Annotated in this window: 16 protein-coding genes and 2 pseudogenes; 15 read left to right on the top strand and 3 right to left on the bottom strand. The window is 73.1% G+C overall.

The window, feature by feature from the left end; genetic code table 11:
* The first annotated feature begins 148 nt into the window (after positions 1 to 148).
* Positions 149 to 388 carry a hypothetical protein gene (locus tag RND61_RS02765; RefSeq protein WP_315876006.1) on the top strand — a complete coding sequence of 80 codons (240 nt, stop codon included), beginning with the start codon at positions 149 to 151 and terminating at the stop codon, positions 386 to 388.
* Between the two features lie 338 nt (positions 389 to 726).
* Here the strand turns inward: RND61_RS02765 and RND61_RS02760 are convergent, their stop codons facing one another.
* Positions 727 to 1,020 (bottom strand): hypothetical protein, encoded by a 294-nt coding sequence (locus RND61_RS02760; protein ID WP_315876005.1) that lies wholly within the window; start codon positions 1,018 to 1,020, stop codon positions 727 to 729.
* Positions 1,021 to 1,372: 352 nt separating this feature from the next.
* On the opposite strand from RND61_RS02760, the gene RND61_RS02755 reads away from it, so the two are divergent.
* Positions 1,373 to 2,332, top strand: a complete 960-nt coding sequence (locus tag RND61_RS02755) for a DciA family protein (protein ID WP_315876004.1) — start codon at positions 1,373 to 1,375, stop codon at positions 2,330 to 2,332.
* Between the two features lie 300 nt (positions 2,333 to 2,632).
* On the opposite strand, the gene RND61_RS02750 is transcribed toward RND61_RS02755, so the two are convergent.
* A complete protein-coding gene (locus RND61_RS02750; RefSeq protein ID WP_315876003.1) occupies positions 2,633 to 2,824 on the bottom strand; it encodes a hypothetical protein in 192 nt (63 codons plus the stop codon).
* A 1,872-nt stretch (positions 2,825 to 4,696) separates the two neighbouring features.
* Between RND61_RS02750 and RND61_RS02745 the strand changes: the two genes are divergently transcribed.
* The 8 genes and pseudogenes from RND61_RS02745 (at position 4,697) to RND61_RS02710 (ending at position 10,158) form a co-directional block, all read left to right on the top strand.
* On the top strand, positions 4,697 to 5,140 hold the full coding sequence (locus tag RND61_RS02745) for a hypothetical protein (RefSeq protein WP_315876002.1): 444 nt from the start codon (positions 4,697 to 4,699) through the stop codon (positions 5,138 to 5,140).
* 499 nt (positions 5,141 to 5,639) lie between these two features.
* Positions 5,640 to 6,011 (top strand): annotated as a pseudogene (locus RND61_RS32610) (Tn3 family transposase); the annotation flags it as partial.
* The gene (locus tag RND61_RS02735; RefSeq protein WP_315876001.1) at positions 5,995 to 6,972 is read left to right on the top strand and encodes a YcaO-like family protein; all 978 of its coding nucleotides are present in this window, start codon (positions 5,995 to 5,997) and stop codon (positions 6,970 to 6,972) included. The pseudogene RND61_RS32610 and the gene RND61_RS02735, both read left to right, overlap by 17 nt.
* A complete protein-coding gene (locus RND61_RS02730) occupies positions 6,969 to 7,865 on the top strand; it encodes a class I SAM-dependent methyltransferase (protein WP_315876000.1) in 897 nt (298 codons plus the stop codon). The genes RND61_RS02735 and RND61_RS02730 overlap by 4 nt, the downstream gene beginning before the upstream one ends.
* Entirely contained in the window at positions 7,862 to 8,872 is a 1,011-nt protein-coding gene (locus RND61_RS02725; protein ID WP_315875999.1) for an NAD(P)H-dependent glycerol-3-phosphate dehydrogenase, read from the top strand. The genes RND61_RS02730 and RND61_RS02725 overlap by 4 nt, the downstream gene beginning before the upstream one ends.
* Positions 8,873 to 9,005: 133 nt before the next feature.
* Positions 9,006 to 9,302 (top strand): hypothetical protein, encoded by a 297-nt coding sequence (locus RND61_RS02720; protein ID WP_315875998.1) that lies wholly within the window; start codon positions 9,006 to 9,008, stop codon positions 9,300 to 9,302.
* Positions 9,289 to 9,420: a hypothetical protein gene (locus RND61_RS02715; protein ID WP_315875997.1), complete on the top strand. Its 132-nt coding sequence runs from the start codon at positions 9,289 to 9,291 to the stop codon at positions 9,418 to 9,420. The genes RND61_RS02720 and RND61_RS02715 overlap by 14 nt, the downstream gene beginning before the upstream one ends.
* Positions 9,421 to 9,603: 183 nt before the next feature.
* Positions 9,604 to 10,158, top strand: coding sequence for a hypothetical protein (locus RND61_RS02710; RefSeq protein ID WP_315875996.1), 555 nt, complete (start codon positions 9,604 to 9,606; stop codon positions 10,156 to 10,158).
* A 1,309-nt stretch (positions 10,159 to 11,467) separates the two neighbouring features.
* On the opposite strand, the gene RND61_RS02705 is transcribed toward RND61_RS02710, so the two are convergent.
* The gene (locus RND61_RS02705) at positions 11,468 to 11,698 is read right to left on the bottom strand and encodes a hypothetical protein (RefSeq protein WP_315875995.1); all 231 of its coding nucleotides are present in this window, start codon (positions 11,696 to 11,698) and stop codon (positions 11,468 to 11,470) included.
* A gap of 261 nt (positions 11,699 to 11,959) precedes the next feature.
* On the opposite strand from RND61_RS02705, the gene RND61_RS32605 reads away from it, so the two are divergent.
* The 5 genes and pseudogenes from RND61_RS32605 to RND61_RS02690 all read left to right on the top strand — a co-directional run bounded on the left by RND61_RS32605 (position 11,960) and on the right by RND61_RS02690 (position 17,990).
* A complete protein-coding gene (locus RND61_RS32605) occupies positions 11,960 to 12,526 on the top strand; it encodes a WD40 repeat domain-containing protein (protein WP_391652765.1) in 567 nt (188 codons plus the stop codon).
* On the top strand, positions 12,523 to 13,254 hold the full coding sequence (locus RND61_RS02700) for a hypothetical protein (protein ID WP_315876123.1): 732 nt from the start codon (positions 12,523 to 12,525) through the stop codon (positions 13,252 to 13,254). Before RND61_RS32605 ends, RND61_RS02700 begins: the two co-directional genes overlap by 4 nt.
* 58 nt (positions 13,255 to 13,312) lie before the next feature.
* Positions 13,313 to 13,546: pseudogene (locus tag RND61_RS32600) on the top strand (hypothetical protein); the annotation flags it as partial.
* Between the two features lie 1,385 nt (positions 13,547 to 14,931).
* A complete protein-coding gene (locus RND61_RS02695) occupies positions 14,932 to 17,313 on the top strand; it encodes an SdrD B-like domain-containing protein (RefSeq protein WP_391652725.1) in 2,382 nt (793 codons plus the stop codon).
* Complete coding sequence (locus RND61_RS02690; protein ID WP_315875993.1) at positions 17,310 to 17,990, top strand: hypothetical protein; 681 nt, start codon at positions 17,310 to 17,312, stop codon at positions 17,988 to 17,990. The genes RND61_RS02695 and RND61_RS02690 overlap by 4 nt, the downstream gene beginning before the upstream one ends.
* The last annotated feature ends 3 nt before the right edge of the window (positions 17,991 to 17,993 follow it).

Here is a 17,993-nt window from a genome sequence, read left to right as displayed (position 1 = left end):
GGAGTCCTAGCTCAGGCACCAGCCGCAAGGTAGGCCGCAGGTGGCCGGCCGAGCCCCGTTTCCTTGCCTTGAGTGTCTTCGTTGGTCTGATCGAGTGATCGAGGCCGAAGGGGCGGGCGTGCGGCAAGAGTGGTCGCCAGAGGAATTGTTGGCGAACTGGACGTTGGTAGACGGCGACTGGGAACTGGTCCCGAACAAGAGCGGGGCGACCCGGCTCATTCGCGACCACACCCTCGAAGGCCACGAGTCCGCCCACCGACGCGGCAAGACCATCGGCGGCGCCGACGTCACCGACGACTCCATGCTGTCCATGGCCCTCCACCTCCGCGACCAGGAGATGAGCCTGCGCGACAGCCCGACTTTCTCGGCGGCCTGGCCGCCGCCCTAGTCCTCGCCACCGGCCGCCTCGGCGCGCGAGCGCTGCGCAGCCGCCGCACGGACACCGGACCCGACGACGGCACGTGAGGCCCGACCCGTCCGCCGCAGAGGCTCCTCATCGGCTCACCGGCCACCCCTGCGGCACGTTTCCAGCGTATTCCGGTTGGCCTCCAACGAGCCCTCCCTGACCGGGTGACGGCCCACCGGCTCACGGCTTCAAGATCATTCCTTGGCCCCTTTTCGGCGTACCTGGGTCACACCCCATGATCTCCAGATGCCCGAGCGGTCCGAAGTGCGAAGGCCGCCCGGCATGCGTCGGGCGGCCTTCGTGTCTCTTCCTGGGGGCGTTCAGTCCTCAAGGGTGGTGTGCGGGGCTCCGTCGTCGAGGATGATGTGGATGGTCTCGCCTTCGCCGGTGATGTCGGTGAGTCGCACCGCGATGCGGTTGTAGATGGTCGTGGCCATCACCCAGTCTCCCCAGTCCCCCTGCATGCGGCGGGCGTTGGCGCGGGTGTCCCACAGCTTGATCAGCACCGCGATGAGGGAGCGGCCGGACAGGACGGTCTGGATGCGGCCTTCCTTGGCGTCCTCCACGGCCGGCGGGGTGCGGAAGTGGTGGTGGTCGACGACCAGGGCGTTCAACCACTCCCAGTGGTCGCGGTGCGCGGACCGGGCGGCAAAGGCGGCGTGCGAACTCGCGGACGCCGCGCACGGGTACGGCAGCTGTCCCGCCGGGCGTTCCCCGAGCCCGACGTCGCCCCGATGGTGCGCCGGCCCCGATTGAGCAGACCCGCCTCCAGCGCCGCCGCCAGGCCGCCGCGACCGAGGCCGCCGCAACGGCGCAGACCCGCACCGTCGAGCACCTGCTCGCCGTGCGGCTGGAGCAGTTGCACACCTAGGCCCGCCCCGAGCCGGTCCGGCCCGCGCCGTGGTCGCAGCGCCTTCCCGAGTTCGCCGCCCGCCCGCTGGACGGCGAGGCTCTGGGAGTGATCGCGTGAGTGCCGTCCCAGAGATGTCCGGCGTCGACCTCGCGCGCCAGGCCCTGCTCGCTGCCCGGGAGGCGGCGAGGAAGAACGGCGCCCGCACCACGAAGCCGAAGCGGCGCACCGGCACGACTCTGCGGCGGGACGGACGCGAACCGCTCGGGCTGGGCGCGGCGATCACGATGATGATGACCGAGCGGGGCCGGGTCGCCCCGGCCGCCGGCGGCAGCGTCTTGGCCCAGTGGGAGGCCATCCTCGCCGGGGCCGCGCCCGAACTTGCCGGGCACGTGAAGGCGGTGAAGTTCGACGCGAACATCGGGCGCCTGGACGTCGTCCCCGCCGCGCCCGCGTACGGCACGAAGGTGCGCTGGATCGCGCCGAAGCTGATCGCGGCGGCCAACGAGAAGGTGCCCGGCGCGAACGTACAGTCCCTGCACGTCCTGCCGCCCGCCCCCGGGAAGGCCGACCCCGCCACGACGGTCGCCGACCCGACGCCGCCGGCCGTTCGCGCTGCGCCGGCCGCCTCGACCTGCGCCCCGACTCCCCCGCCTACGCCACCCACCCCCGCACCGACCCCCTCCCGGAACCGGTCGGCCCCGCCGCCCGCAGCCGCTGGGCCGGTGAAGACCGGGGAGACCGCCTCGCCCGGCTACCGCCAAACCCTCACCGCCCACCGGGCCGCCATCGCCGACCTGCCCGAACGACGTGTCGACCCGGCCGTCGCCCGCGCCGCCGAAGAACAGATCCACGCCCTGCTCGAACTCAGCCGCCATGCGTTCCCCGAGACCGACGTCGTCCCGGCCGACGCACCGGCCCCGATCGAACAGGCCCGCATCCAGCGCCACCGTCAAGCCGCCGCCACCGAAGCCGCCGCCCTGCGCCGCGCCCGCGCCGAGCGAGCTGCCCGGCAGGACCAGGCCGTAGTGCAGCACGACGCGGCGGGTGCAGTACGACTGGAGCGCACCGCGTGAGCACCACAGCCCGGAGGCAGGGCACGGGCCGCGACGAGCAGTGGCAGGCCCGGGTGACCCAGGGGGGCCATCCCCGCGGGCGCGGGGAGCACAACGCGAGGAGCCGCGCCACCTCCTGGGTGACGGGACCATCCCCGCGGGTGCGGGGACGACGACGGGGCATCTCAATGCCCGGTGTCAATGGGCGTGCCGTCACCTCTGCCCGGCTTTTGCGGGATCAGCATCTGGTGGCCGTGCAGCAGCGCTCGGTGCCCTTTCGCGACGGGCACCGAGCGCTTGGAGGCAACTCCGCTGAAGGTCCTACACCTGCGGGCACAACACGTTACCGACCACCGGAATGCCCTTGAGGTAGTTGCAGAAATCGGGGACGACTTGTGTGGCCGCAGCGGATGCTGGGGCGCTGGGGGCTGCGGGTGCGGCGGAGGCCGTACCCATGGCCAGGATCGTGGACGAGACCACCAGGGCTGAACCAGCGAGAATACGTTTCATCATATGGAACACCTTGTCAGAATTGTCGCCCCCGCCCAGTCAGCCACAAGTGTTTCCTCTGCAATCCCTCGTTAAACCTCTTTCACCCTGTGCTGGCGGGCGTAGCGGTTGGGGCTGCAGCGGGATCCGCAGAAGATCCGCCAGGGTGAGGCGGGTGTCGACTGGGCCGCGCGCGGACTTCAACACACCCCCGTAAAGTGGGTCTGATGTTCGATCGTTTGGAGATCAGAGTGTTGCCGCCGGGGCCGAGGTGGGCTGCCCCGATGCGGTTCTGGGTCAACGGCGAGGACGTGGTCGAGGGGGCGGTCCACGAGGGCGGCCGTTGGCCGTTGGCGGCTGATGTCCTGCCGGCCGGCCCAGCCTCCTGCGGGCAACCGGCGAGGCGCGCCGTCTGGAGTTGGGGGAACCGGAGTGCACCGGTGGTTGTTGCGGTTTCCTGTCCGTCGTTGTGCAGCGGATCGGGGAGCTCGTGCAGTGGTCGGACTGGGAGGTTCCGTACGCCCCGGAGCCCCCGCCGCCGGAGTTCCACTTCGACGCCGGTCAGTACGACGCCGAAGTGGCTCGTGCTGAGGCAGAGCGGCGGTAGCGGGTCCACACGTGGCTCTGCCCGGCGTGCCCCTGTCCGGCCGGGGGCTCCCACCGTCGCTGAGCCCTGATCAGGCAGCAGGCCTGGTGGCCTCGCAACACCTGAGCCTTCCGGCTGGGCCGCGGGCACCGGTCGGGGACCTCACGGTGGGCTCCATCAGAGCGTGCAGAAAACTATGACCACGGCGGTGGCGAGGACTCGCCGCGTGTCGACCGTTCGGCCGACGCGGAGGAAACATCCCCGCGGGCGCGGGGAGCATGGTTGCCGGGCCGGTGAAGACCGGGGAGACGGCCTCACCCCGCTACCGCCAAGCCCTCGCCGCCCACCAGGCCGCCATCGCCGGCCTGCCCGAACGGCGCGTCGACCCGGCTGTCACCCCGCGTCGCCGAAAAGCAGGCCCGCGTCGTGCCCGCGCCGAGCGGGCCCCGACAGGTCCAGGCCGTGACGGCTCGTGGCGGCGCGGCGGGTGCGGCACAGCTGGAGGCCACCGCCCGGCCGCAGTCCGGCCATGGGTGTCCCCGCTGCCGCGCACGGTGTTGCGGTCGGCATGGGCTGGGTGGGCCGGGCAGGGCCCGACAGCGGATCAGCGTGCTGTTCGCAATGCTCCGCGACGGCACCTTCTACGAACCCCGCCTCCCACAAGCAACGGCTGCATGAACCAGCCCACGGGCAGGCCGATTCAGGTCAACACCTTGTGTCGCCTGTCCACGCCGAGATCTGCGCGGCGCCCCGCCGGACAGCTTCTTCCTGGTCCTGGGCGAGCTTCCTGCAGGCCGCTGCAACGTCCGGCACACCGCCCGGTCCCACGAGCGCGTCGTGCACCCCGGTCTGCAGCCGTGGTCGCCGGCCACGACCGCTGGCTGCGCCGACGGTGGCGGGGCCGGGGGGTTTGACTGGCCCCCGAGCCGAACCGGCGGGAAGCGGCATCGGTCCGGTCCTGACGGAGGCGGGACCGCGGGACGGTCCGGCGGATCGCGGGACGGTCTGGCCCGGGTAGGTCCGCCCGTACGTCTCGTGCGGGGTTTCGAGACGGGCCCGGCCCGGGTCCGGGCGCCGGTGCCCGTCGTGCGCGGGGCGAGCGGCCCTGTCGCCTCCGGCACCCGGGTGTGGCGAGTGGCGCGCACGGTCGTCGACGGACACGTCGCCGAGGTCCCGGGCGTCGCGCACGCGGCCCACTACAGTGCGCCGGGCGTGATGGCCGCGCTGACCAGAGCATTCTCGACAGGAGGGCGCCCGTGGAGCCGTCGAAGACTTCCCCCCGTACCCGGACCGGGCACGGGGGAAGGCCCTTGCACCGGCGCGTCCTGCCCGGCGTCTCCCCGGAGCGGCGTGGCCTGGTGCTGGCCTGGTGGGGGTTCGCCCTCACCTTCGGCGGGATGCGCCTGCTCACCTGGCTCATCCACATCGATGTGGCGGGCCTGGGCGACGTCCAGGCCGGCGGGGTGCACATCCACCACTACGTGTGGGGCATCCTCATGCTCGCGGCCGTGGGGGTGGTAGGCCTGGTCCAGCGCTCCGCGCGGACGCGCGCCTGGATGGGCCTCGCCTACGGGGTGGGACTGGCGCTGGTCCTGGACGAGGCGGCGCTGCTGATCAGCCTGGAGGACGTGTACTGGGACACCGAAGGCGGGGTCAGCATCGCGCTGGCCATCGCCGTGATCGCCGTCGCGGGCGGCGTCCTCGCCATCACGCGGGGCCGGCACCCCTCCACCGGCGGCCGGGACGAAGGGTGAGCCAGGCGCCCGGCCGCCCGGCGGAGCCCGGGCGATCCGCGACCGGACCACCCACCCGGGCCGGCGTGCCGGGACAAGGGACCACCTCCGCGGGTGCGGGGACGACCGGACGGTGGCGTCCTCCAGCGTCATCACCTGCGGATACGGGGACGACGATGGCCCGCAGGTGCCGACGGATGGAGTCCGCGGACTACCCCCGCACCCGCGGGGGTAGTCCCTCCGAGCCCCTGGACCGCGAGGGCTCGCCCAGTCGCCGCAGTGCGCGCCGTGCGAGCCCTGCCCGCAGGCACCCCGTCCTTTTCCGCGCCGACATCGTCCCGGGAAGGGCCGGCCCCACCACGGCGGCCGCCGACCCGGCCCGCAGATGTCTGTGCCCGTCACACCGATGGAGCGCCGGACACCGCCGGAGAGCTATCGCCGCGTGGTCGAGGCGCACCGCCAGGTCGTCCGGCTGTACCAGGTGGACTTGGCCATCGCGGAGGCGGTGCAGCGGCAGGCGGCGCTGGGCGCGGCCCAGGGCGGCAAGCACGTCCTGAAGGCGGTACGGCGGCTGCTGGCGCTGTCGAGGCGGCGGGCCAAGGAGCGTCCGCTGCTGCTGCGCGAGGTGGACGCCGAACTGGTGCCGGCGGTGTGGTGGCGGGTGGTGTTCTCCAACGCCAAGTTGCCGCGGGGCGCCGTCAACCGCGACGCGTACGTGGTGTGCGTGCTGGAGCAACTGCACCGGGCGCTGAATCGGCGGGATGTCTTTGCTTCCCCCTCCAACCGGTGGGCCGACCCGCGAGCGCGGTTGCCGGAGGGGCCGCGGTGGGAGGCGATGCGCGCGGATGTGCTGGCCGGCCTGTCGCTGAACGAGGATGTCGGTGAGCACCTCCCAGGGCAAGGGCGCCACCCCTGTGCTGGCGAAGGTCTCGGCGGTGATGGAGGCGATCGAGCTGTGGCACGTCGAGCAGCCGCTGCCCATCACCGCCTACGGTCCGGCCGTCGAGGTCGCCCCCGACTGCCCGGTGGCCGCGCTCCCGCTCCTCGCTTCCCACCCTGAGCGGGAGCTCGCCCGGGTGGCGTGGGAGTGGATGTCGGGCACCGGCCTGGTCGACGGCGCCGAGCAGCTGCTGCCGGTGGACCTGGTGTGCCGCCGGGCCCAGCGGCCCAAGTGGGCCCCGGACCTGCTGCGCGCCACCAGTACCGGCCTGGCGGCCGGCAACACCTACGCCGAAGCGGTGCTGCACGGTCTGCTGGAGGTGGTGGAGCGCGACGTGCTGCACCGGGACGCCGCGGTGGACGGGTGGCGGCGCACCCTGATCGACCCGGCCACCGTGGAGGACCCGCACGGCCGCGACCTGCTCGACCGCCTGGCGGCCGCGGGCATGGCAGTGGAGATCGCCCTGGTGGACGGCCCCTACGACTTGCCGGTGTGCCTCGCCTACCTGTGGTCCGAGGACCACCCGACGATCTTCGCCGGGGGCGGCTGCCACACCCACCCGGGCATCGCGCTGACCCGGGCGGTCAACGAGGCGGCGCAGTCCCGGCTGGCCGTCATCGCCGGCACCCGCGACGACCTGCCCGTCGAAGTCGCCCCCGTCGACCCCTCCTGTTTCCGCCCGGCCGAGACCACCGGGCTGGCCCCGTGGCCGCAGGCCACCGCCTACCTGCCCCCGCCGCCCGGCGGCGACTTCGCCGACCGCGTGCGCGCCGTGGCCGGGCGCGTCCAGCAGGTCACCGGGCACCAGCCCATCGCCCTGGAGTTGACCGCCGACCCGGCCTTACCCGTCCACGCTGTGCAGGTGATCTGTCCCGGCGCCCGCTCCCGCATCCGAAGGTCGATGCCGCGATGATGAAGCCCACCACGAACCCCACCGCCCCCGACCACGACGGGGACGTCCGGGCCGGCCGGGCCGTCCAGTACGACAAGCTCTACGCCGCCCGGGCCCGCACCGACCTGGTCGCCCGCCTGTACGCCGAGGCGATGGGAGAGGACCACCCGGCCGAGATCGCCGCCTCCAGCTCCTGCGACTGGCCCCTGCTCGGGCTGGCGACCGCACGCCTGCGCCTGGCTCCCGGCCAGCTCCTGGTCGACGCCGGGTGCGGCACCGGCGGCGTCGGCCTGTGGCTGGCCCGCGCCACCGGCGCCCGCCTGCAAGGCTTCGACCTCTCCCCGATCGCCGTGGCCCAGGCCGCGGCCCGCTGCCCGCACTTCCTCCCCGCCGGCCCCGAACGCGCCGTCTTCCGTGTCGCCGAGCTGGAGGACACCGGCCTGCCGACCGGCTGCGCCCACGGCGTCGTCTGCGTGGACGCCCTCGGACACGCCGGCGACCGCGGGGCCGCGCTGCGCGAACTCGCCCGCCTCCTGGCCCCGGGCGGGCGACTGGTCGTCACCCGGGCGCTGCGGCGCGGCGCACAACCGGGGTGGCACGAGCAGGTCGACGCCGCCGGGCTGCACGAGGAGCACGTGGATGAGCGGCCCGGCGAGCCCGCGATGTGGGAACGGCTCTACGGGCTGTGGATCGACCACGCCGACCAGCTCCGCACCGAACTCGGCCCAGGCCCGGCCGAGCGGATGCTGCACGAGGCGCACCAGGTCCTGCCCACCCTGCGCGGCCGGCGCGCGGTCTTGCTCACCCTGCGGCGCCCGCCGACCGGACCGGCCGGGCCGGGCCGGGCCGTTACGATGGCCGCGCCGAAAGAGCCCGACGCCCGGCCCGCCGCCCCCGAGAGGATCCTCCCGTGACCCACGCTTCCGTCCGCGCGGCGGTGTTCTCGGCCGGGTCCTGGGGCACCGCGATGGCCAAGGTCCTCGCGGATGCCGGCAGCAGCGTCGTCGTGCACGCCCGCCGACCCGAGATCGCCGACGGCATCAACACCACCCGGCGCAACCCCGGCTACTTCCCGGACGTCGAACTGCCCTCCAACCTGACCGCGACGACCGACCCGGCCGCCGCGCTCGCGGGCGCGGACTTCCTCGTCCTGTCGATCCCCGCGCAGTCCCTGCGCACCAGCCTCGCCGCCTGGGCCCCGCACATCGGACCCGGCACGGTGGTCGTGTCGCTGATGAAGGGCATCGAGCAGCACTCCGGGCTGCGGGCGAGTCAGGTCATCACCGAGGTGACCGGGCTGCCCGAGCACCGGGTCGCGGTGCTGTCCGGCCCGAACCTGGCCCGGGAGATCATGGCCGGGCAGCCCGCGGCCGCCACCGTCGCCTGCCCCGACGAAGACGCCGCCCGCCGCTTCCAGCAGGCGTGCCACACCCCGTACTTCCGCCCCTACACGTCCGCCGACGTGATCGGCTGCGAGCTGGGCGGCGCGGTGAAGAACGTCATCGCCCTGGCGGTCGGCATCGCCACCGGTATGGGTCTGGGCGACAACGCGACCGCGATGCTCATCACCCGCGGGCTGGCGGAGGCCACCCGCCTGGCCGCCGCGATGGGCGCCGACCCCGCCACCCTCGCCGGCCTGGCCGGGGTGGGCGACCTGGTGGCCACCTGCTCCTCGCCGCTCTCCCGCAACCGCACCTTCGGCACCCACCTCGGCAAGGGGATGAGCGTGAAGGAGGCGACGGCCGCCACCCGGCAGACCACCGAGGGCGTCAAGTCCGCGGCCGCCGTCCTGGAGCTGGCCCGCGCCCACGGTGTCGAGATGCCGATCACGGACGTCATCTCCGCCCTGCTGCACGAGCAGGTCACCCTCGACCAGGCCGCGGCCGCGCTGATGCAGCGGCCCCCCAAGCCCGAGCGCTGACCCCCCGGGCCCCGGGCCCGCCCCGGGGCGGGCCCGCCCCCGTCCTTCGCCCTCCCGCCACGGAGGTTCTCGTCATGTACGTATCCGTGCTGTCGCCGTCCAGTACGCGGTCACCGCCGCCCTGGTCATCTGGATGATCACCGGCTTCACCCCGCTGCCCGGCCGCTGGCTGCGCTGGAAGATGTTCTGCCGGGCCACCTTCACCATCACCAGCCTCACCGGCACCACCCCCGACGGCCGCACCGAGCCGGTCAACGTCTACGCCTATCTCTCCCCCGGCTCCTTCGTCCTCGGCCCGCCCCAGCTCCAGACCGTGCTCGACCACCTCACCGCCACCGGCCGCTACACCCGCATCGACGGCTACGGCCGCGTCCTGTCCGCCCGCGGCGAGCAGCCCGTGAAGGTGGTGGGCAGCCGTGTGGTTCTTTGACGCCCTCGCCTCCGGCTTCCAGACCCCGACCGACCCCGCCCGCCCGCACTGGCTGCGGATCGTCTTCGGCGCGGTCCTCACCGCGCGCTTCGCCCTGGCCCTCGGCCAAGGCGGCTGAGACCGCTTCACCCCCAACTCGCTGAGCACCCGCCTCGCGATCGAGCGCTTCGGGCCCGGCCGGGCCCGCCTGCTGACAGCCGTCTACCGGCCCGTACTCCTGGCCCGCACGGCCGCCGCCCTCGCCCTGACCCTCGGCGTCCTCCCGCGCCCGGCCCTCGTCCTCGTCCTGGCCGGCGCCGCCATGGAACTGCTCTACCTGCGCAGCCCCAACGCGATCCGCCACACCCTGCTCACCGGCGCCTGTCTGCTCCTCGTCGGCGACCTCGGCACCGGCCTGCACGCCCAGCACGGCGCCAGCACCGCGAACACCTGGGCCCAGTGCCTGATCGTCCTGATAACCACCGACATCTACTGGAACTCCGCCTGGCAGAAGATCCACTCACCGCAGTTCCGCTCCGGGCTCTACCTCGTCCAGTGGGTGCACACCCTCCACCAGGTCCGCGACCAACTGCCCTGCCCCCGGCAGTTCGCCGTCCCCGCCGCCGTCCACCGCCACGTGGGCAACCTCACCGACCGCGACATCCTCCTGTGGCGCCTGGCCGCGGCCACCGTCATCACGCTGGAGATCGCCCTCACCCCGATGCTGCTGATCGAGCAGACGATGCCGTACGCCGTCACCGCCGGAATCGCCATGCACGCCGCCTTCACACTCCTCAAGCCCCGCCAGCTCGTCACCTTCAGCGGGCTGACCACCGCCACCTACCTCGCCTTCGTACCGGGCCCCATGCCGAGTTGAGATACCTCGGATGAGTTCCGATACCTGAAACCGTCGCACGTCAGCGAGTTGGACGGACGTATCGAGCGTTCCACCGCTCGGGAACACCACGGGCGTCGCGCTGCTCCTGCCCTGATCGGAGGCCGACTGGCCTTTGCCCGCGCGCCGTCCCGCCGACCGCCGTAACCCATCGTTGCAGCGCTCCGGGCACCGGGGGAGCTGTTGCTGGCCTTGCGCTCGTCGCCGTGCCATCGTCGTGCACCGACCACGACTGACCGTCGGTCTCGACCGCGCTGCTCGATGATCCGTGATCTCTCCCCGCCTCGGCGCTTCGGACCGTGCCCCCGCCACCCGCGCGGTCTCGACCCGTCGGTTGCGTATCCGTGTTGCTCCTCCCGCTCGGCACCGTGGTTCCGGTATCCGACGCCGAGGTATTGCTCACCCACCCGCCGGTCCGCCTGGCCGCGCGCCGTACCGGCCGCGCCATGTCCGCCTGCCGTCCCCTGTTCGCGCGATCCCGCCCGCTTCGCCGCCCGGCCTGCCCGATGCGGCTCGCTGAGGACCGTCGTTTCGCCCCGCCCCGTCCCACGCCGCCGCTCGGTTCGCTGCACGTCTCGCTCGCCCCGCGCCTGCGCGTTGTCCCACCGCGCTCCGGTCTCCGTGCCGCGCCCCAGCGCGCCTACCCACCCCGTACCCGGCGCTCGGCGTCCCCGCGCCCCGCCTGGGCCCACGCCCTACCTGCCGCGCGACACGGAGCCGATTGGGGAGGGGGAGGGCGACGCGGCGTCGGCGAGGGTGGCGGGAGGGCTTGCCGGCAGCGTCGACGGCGGCGGCGCCACGCGAGCCGGGACGAGGCCCCGGCGGGGGCGAACAGCACCCCGGCGCCGTACGCCGGAACAGCGGCGGCACCCGGCCGACGGGCGCGGGCCTGAAGCAGGGGTGGGCGGGGCTGGCGCGGCAGGAATGAGGTCGTGCGGACAGCGGCGGGCAGCAACTTCCCGGTGCCGCAGAGCAAGTCCGGCAGGACCGGCGGGACGAGCGGCACAACGCAGACCTAGGTGAGCCTGCGGCGGGCCGGCGAAGCGAGCAGCACCTCGGCTTCGGCCGGCAGCACGCCTCCTCCGGCGCCCGGAGCGGCGAGCCGCGTCGGCCCCAGACCGCGTCGGCCGACGAGCAGGTCGCCGATCAGTCGGCCGTCGACGGCGTCCGGGTGAGGTCCACCTCCCCGGCCTCCACCAGTACTCGGTGCAGCCGCTCCGTGGCGGCAGGGCAGTCGGGAGCGAGCAAGGCCTCGGCGGCCAGGAGCAGGGTGCGGGCGTGGCGGCGGACATCACCGTCGTGCCACGGGGCGGGGCGGGGCGAGGCGGGTGAGCAGGAGCAGGGCATCGGGGCTGTGCGGGTGGGCGGTGGCGCGTGCGGCGATGTCGCCAGCGCGGGTCTGGGCCGGGAGGTGAGCGGCGTTGTGCCGGGCCAGCGGCAGCCACGCCTCGTCGTCAAGGGCGGCGCCGGGCGACAGGTCGGCGTCCAGCGCCGCGGTCCACCACCGTGCTGCCGCTGCCACCCCGGTGCGGGCGGCCAGCTCCAGCGGGGCGTCGCCGGGGGCCCGGCCGGCGCGGGGTGAACGCGGCGAGCGCCGCCAGGAGCCGGAATGCCGCAGCCGCGCCGTCGGGGCCGGCGGACAACTCCGTCCAGGCGGCCACCGGATCGCCCAGGACGTCGATGTCGGTGAGCAGGGCACGCGCGAGGTGCCGGTCGGCGCCGGGGAGGTGCCCGCGCGCGGCGTCCAGGAGCCGGCCGGGGCCACGCGGCCACACGCGAGCAGATCGGGGATGCACTGACCGGCCACCGCAGCGGCGTCACGTCCGTGGAGTTCAGCCCCAACGGGACGATCCTGGTCACTGGCGGCATGGACCGCACGGTCAGGCTCTGGGACGTCGCCACCGGGCGCGAGATCGGCGATCCGCTCGACGGACACAGCGCTGACGTCACCGGTGTGGCCTTCGACCCCGGCGGTAGCACGATGGTCAGCTGGGGCAGGGACGGCACGGCACGGGTGTGGAACATCGAGGCGACTGTGGATCCGGTGCGGTCACTGTGCAGATGGGCCAAGGGCGCCTTCACCGCCGACCGATGGCGTGACAACGTGCCGCCGGGCCCCGCCCCCGCGCACTCTGCCCGGCATCCTGATGGACGTGCGCCGGGGCGGGCTCGGTGTCTCCCGGCCGGCTCGGCGCGATCGATCGCTCCGGACCGACGGACGCGTCGGCTGCTTCGCCGGCGCCCCGGTGCCGCGCACACGTCGGCGGCGATCCAGCCTTCGAGGACGCCGGTGGAGCGGGACCAGCGAAGGCCGGCCGCCGTGCGGTCCGCCGACGAGCCGCCGGAATGACCGCGACCGAGGCCGCGGCCGTGCTCGAGGAAACCCGGCCGCGGCAGCATCTCGACCACGACCGCCAGGACCTGGTCGATGACGAACGCGGCCTGGCCGAAGTCGCCGAGTGGGGGTGCACCGTGCGGCTGTTCACCACCACCACCATCGGCGGCTACGCTCCGGAGACCGACGCCGTCGTCCAGAAAGCCGACCAGCGAGCTGCGGAAGCCGAGCAGCAGCGTCTCCAGACGCAGCAGCAGCTCGCTGCGCTCGTCGGATCCGGCCGACTCGACCGGACCGTGGAGAGCCGGCCGGGACTGCCGAAGCCCGCGCAGACCGAGACCCGGGCCCTGTGGTGGAGGAGGATCACCGATCCTCTCTGGCAGCCACCGCAGGCGGAACTGCGTGCGGCCGAGGATGTACGCGTCATCCTGCCGACGGGCGAACGGTTCGACGATCCTTCCACCGTACGGGGCCGCACCGGTCCGCCCGGCCCCGTGTTTCGGTCCCGGTCGAGGGCATACGGGTGTCACGGCGCCGGGCGGCGCCGTTCACCCCCAGGAGGTCCCGTGCTCGCCATCGTCGCCGCCGTCCTGTTCCTCATCGCCTTCCTGATCAACGCGGCGGACATCGCCACCAACGACGTCTTCGCCTCGACCAACTTCATGCTCGTCGGGCTCGCCCTGTTGGCCCTGCACGTCGCGGGCGTCGGCAGCGGCTGGTCCGCCCGGGGACGTCGGCACTGACGCCCTCAGGTCGCCACGGCCCTGGAGCGGCGCGGCCTCCGCCACGGAGCGGGCACCTTCCTGCGCCGTCCTGCATGGAAGCCGGCGGTACACGCAGCCCGGGAACGACTGCCCCGTGACGACGACCGTGAAGGTCGTCTGCCAGGACGGTGCCCAAGGGCCGTGCGACGCCCAGGTCGCGGGCGTACCGCAGTGCTGTGAGACCGGCCCGTCGGCCCCGCCGTGCACCAGCAGCCTCTCCCCGGGCGCCAGCCGGGCCAGCTCTTCCAGGCTGTGCTGCACGGGGAGGTAGACCGCGGGCAGGGTCGCGGCCTCGCCGTGACCCATGCCGTCGGGGATGCGTCCGGTCTGCTCGGTTCGCACCCGTACGTGGGAGGCGAGCGGGCCGTGACCGAACGCGAACACCCGGTCCCTGGGCGCGGGTTCCGTCCCCCCTGGTCCGACGGTGACGACGTCCCCGGTGCGTTCGAGACCGAGCGCCGGCCCGCCGGGCACCCACGCCGGCCGGTGTGCGAGCCCTGGTTCGCGCAGCCGGAGGGCGTGGGGGCGGCCGGCGCCGTCCTCCTCCCACGCGGTGGGAGCGCAGTCGAAGGGCCTGGGCACGAATCTGCCCCGCCGGGTGAGGACCACCTCGTCGTCACCGGTGGGGTCGAGCAGTTCCCGCGTGATCCGCCCGGCAGCCGTGGACGGGTCGGCGCGGTGCTCCACCGACAGCCGGCGGACCGCCGGCCCCGGTCGCTCGTTGGCCAGCACGCGTCCGTCCCCCACACTGCGGCGTCGGCGGGATGTCCGGGCCCGGTCGGCTCCGGGAACGACCGGTCTTCCCGGTCACCAGCCACAGCGCGCCGCCGCGGTCCGGCCTCGCGGCGCCGCAGGCGTCGGCCACGGCCCGCACCAGCCCGGCCCCGCGCACCGTGCCGGCCCGGTCATCCTCCCCGGCCGGGGAGTCGAGGAGCACGATCACGCCGTCCTGCCGGCCCAGACCCAGCGAGAGCCGGGCCCGCCAGGGGCCGGGGACGCGGCGTCTCACATCGGCAGAATCGGGGGGTGCAGCCGTCCTGGGCGTCCTGGAGGAGCCCACCTGTTCGGAGTACTCGCGTCATCCGGACGGTACTAGTCCTGAAGGGACCGGATTCGGCCATCACTTTCACTGTCGCACATTCTTTCCGGTTGCCATTCTCCGAGCGCTCGGAAACGATCGCGGATGCCGATGGATGTGAGGGATCCTGCCGGTGACGGCGAGATGCCAGGGATAGGATATCGCGCGCTGCTTGCGTCGGCAGTCGGTGAGGTCGGGGGCTGGGGGAGAGGGCACCATGGTTGAGCTGCAAAAACACGTAACCCGCAGCGGTCCCGCCCGAAGTCGTGAACGTATGTTTGCTTTTCCTTGCCTGCGGCGCTTACCACTCACCCACAATCTTCCTGCGATCACCACGAAGCGGTCCACGCAACAGGAGTGGACCCTTTTTCCTTCCGTGACGTTCGCGGCCGGTGTCCGCGCCCGGGGTCAGGAAGCGGACGCGCAGCGAGAAGCGGGTGCTTCGTTTTCACGACGAGAGAAATCTGGAGTGTGATGCCATGAACCGATCAGGCAGGACCGCGCGCCGGTTACCCCGGAGGCTCGCGGAGCCGCCGGCGCGCATCGCGTTATCCGTTCTCCTCCTGGCAGGCGGCGCCGTGGGGGCGACGGCTGGACCGGCCGCCGCTTCGACCGCCGACGGCACGCTGACGGTCGAGGTGCTGCGTGACTTCTTCGGCACCGGCGTGATCAACGCGACGATGGACGTGCCGCAGCGGGGCATGAAGGTGGCGGTCACCGACCCCGCCGGGCACGTGGTCACCGGCGTCACGGATGCCACCGGAAAGGTCGTGGTGTCGCCGTCGGCCGCGCTGAGCGGCGGCCGGTACCGCGTCGACGTCAGCATCCCGGCGCCGTACAGCGACCATCTGCGGGCGGCGCCCGCATCCACGGCGGAGAACCACTTCGACAGCTTCACGTCGTTCGTGGACGTGTCGGACGGAAAGAACGCCTCGGTGGTGACGGCGGTGTGGAATCCGGCCGACTACACGCTGCCGGACTCCCGGTACTTCGTGCCGGTCCACAACGGCCCCAACGCGACCGACAACCGGGCCTTGGTGGCGTTCGGTACGAAGGCCCGGGGCACGTGTCCCACCGATGCGGCGTGCCCGACCACGCTGGCCACACAGGACCAGGTGGGCACGACGTTCGGGCTGGCGTACGACAAGTACCGGACCCGGCTGTTCCAGAGCGCGTTCGCCCGCCGGTACGCCCCGTACGGGCCCCAGGGCGGGGGCGCGATCTACACGGTGCCGGTCAACGGCTCGGGCGCGCCGAAGCTGTTCGCGCGGGTGCCGGACGCCGCGGTGACGCCGCACGACACCACCAACATGATCAAGGACGCCGGGTTCACCGACGCGCCGGGCAAGGAGAGCATCGGTGGCCTGGCCCTGTCGGAGGACGGCTCCACGCTGTACGCGGTGAACCTGCGGACCCGCAGCCTGGTGAGCTTCGACGCGACCGGGGCCACCGCCGCGGCGCCCAGGTCCACGGTCCCGATCCCGGACCCGGGGTGCGCGAGCCCCGAGGACTGGCGGCCCTTCGGTCTCGAGGTCCACGACAACAGGCTGTACGTCGGTGGCGTGTGCAGCGCGGAGAGCACGCAGCAGCGCACGGACCTGAAAGCCGTCGTCCACACCTTCGACGGCAAGCGGTTCACCACACTGCTGAGCCATCCGCTCACAGCCAAACGTGGCAGCGTCCACCGTTCCGACGCCGACCATGCCACCCACTGGAACCCGTGGAACACCAGCCTGGACACATGGGACGACCGGAAGGTGCGCAACACCTTCATCAGTCCGCAGCCGGAGCTGGCCTCACTCGCCTTCACCCGCGACGGTTCGATGATCCTGGGTTTCCGTGACCGGTTCATGGACGTGCTCAGTTGGGGAGGGCTGGACCCGCGCCCGGGGAACGACACGCCGCAAAACGGCATGTCCGGTGGTGACATCACCATGGTCTGCGCAACTCCCACCGGTGGGTACGAGTGGGAAGGCACCGGGAGCTGCCCCAACCGCGCCACCCCGGCCAACAGCGGCACCCAGGACGCCGATGTCGTCGAGTACTTCCCGGGCGACTTCTACGGGCGCGGCGCGCACCAGGAGACCGCGCTGGGGTCGGTTGCCTATATTCCGCAGCAGCAGTGGGTCGTCAGCACGGAGTTCGACCCGGTCGTCGAGGTCGCGACCTCGGGGACCGGGTACCACCACATCACGACCGGTCAGGGCCCGGGCAATGACCCGACCGCCAACGGGTTCCAGTTCGTCAGCGCGGAACAGGGCGGGTTCGGCAAGGCCGGCGGGCTCGGTGACATCGCGTACGCGGCGGCGAACGCGCCGATCCAGATCGGCAACGTCGTGTGGTTCGACGGCGACCGCAACGGGATCCAGGACCCGGGGCACGTGCTGCTGCCGGGGGCGACGGTCAACCTGCTGGACGCGGACGGCAAACAGGTCGCCACGACCAGGACCAATGCCGCCGGCGAGTACTACTTCGGTGGTGTCGGCGCCGCGTACGAGCTCACGCCGGGCGCGAAGTACACGGTGCAGTTCGACGTGTGCACCGCGGACACCAGCAAGGTGCCCGAGCAGCCCCCGGCGAGTGAGCTGAGGTTCACGCTGCCGCGGGCCGGTGCCGACCGTGCGCACGACTCCAACGTGACCCCGCCCACCACCGGGCGGTTGTGCAACGGCTACGCGCCTGTCACCGCCCCGGACAAGCCGGGCGGGGTCGATCACACGATCGACGCCGGGGTGTACATCCCGAAGGAAACACCGACCCCGACTCCCACACCAACCCCGTCTCCCACACCGACCCCGACACCGGCTCCGACGCCGCCGGCGGCCTCCACGCCGCCGTCGCCCGCACCTCCCGCCAACCACCCGGCCCCGGCCGGTGGAGGCGGGGGTTCGCTGGCGAACACCGGTACGGCCGGGCTGCAGCCGCCATCGGCATCGCGGTGGCCACACTGGCCGCGGTGACCGCCTTCCTGATCGCCGACGGCGAATCCGGCGGTGACGGCCCGCGCTCGCTGACGACGGACGAGGCGAACCGACTGGCCATCACGCGATTCCGTAACTACCAGGCACAGGGCCGCGCGGTGACGATCACCGTACCGGGCACTGCCGGCGGGGTGACCGTCACCGGGTCCGTCGACTATCGGCGCAAGGTCGGTTACGGCGTGGTGCACGGGAGCGGGCGCAGCGAGTCCAGCGACGGGCTGATCCAATGGACGCCCACCTCGGTGCGCGTCCGCCCGATGACGGACGCTCCGGCGCACGCGCCCGCGTCGCCGCCCCGTTCGGGCTGGTACGACCGTCCGCTGCTGTCATCCGGCAGCGCGCTGGACACCTCCCTGTCCATCGCGCTCGGCCTTGGCGGCGACCGGCCGGACAACGCCGAACTGCTACCGCAGAACGGCGCCGCCTGGTGGGGACGGGAGCGGGTGGACGGGCGATGGGTGGATGTCATGGCCGGGCCGTCCTCCCCTGACCGCTCCGGTACGGCGGGCAATGTGCGCTACTGGATCGGCTCCGACGGCACCATGTACCGGGTCCGCGTCAGCGTGGGTTCGCAGCCGGAGCCGGTGGTCATCGATTTCGACACCCACACCTACGTTCCGGTCGAGCCGGTACCCGGAACCACCCCGGCCCGGTAGCCG

Source organism: Streptomyces tamarix, assembly GCF_032423885.1.
Classification (GTDB): domain Bacteria; phylum Actinomycetota; class Actinomycetes; order Streptomycetales; family Streptomycetaceae; genus Streptomyces; species Streptomyces tamarix.
Note: the sequence above shows the minus strand (reverse complement) of the source record. Positions and strands in the feature narration are given on the sequence as shown.

Bases quoted from the DNA above. Each gene is read 5' to 3' on its own strand.
- RND61_RS02750 (WP_315876003.1), bottom strand. From the start codon at position 2,824: ATGATGAAACGTATTCTCGCTGGTTCAGCCCTGGTGGTCTCGTCCACG.
- RND61_RS02735 (WP_315876001.1), top strand. From the start codon at position 5,995: ATGTCGGTGAGCACCTCCCAGGGCAAGGGCGCCACCCCTGTGCTGGCG.
- RND61_RS02720 (WP_315875998.1), top strand. From the start codon at position 9,006: ATGATCACCGGCTTCACCCCGCTGCCCGGCCGCTGGCTGCGCTGGAAG.
- RND61_RS02710 (WP_315875996.1), top strand. From the start codon at position 9,604: ATGGAACTGCTCTACCTGCGCAGCCCCAACGCGATCCGCCACACCCTG.
- RND61_RS02730 (WP_315876000.1), top strand. From the start codon at position 6,969: ATGATGAAGCCCACCACGAACCCCACCGCCCCCGACCACGACGGGGAC.
- RND61_RS02700 (WP_315876123.1), top strand. From the start codon at position 12,523: ATGACCGCGACCGAGGCCGCGGCCGTGCTCGAGGAAACCCGGCCGCGG.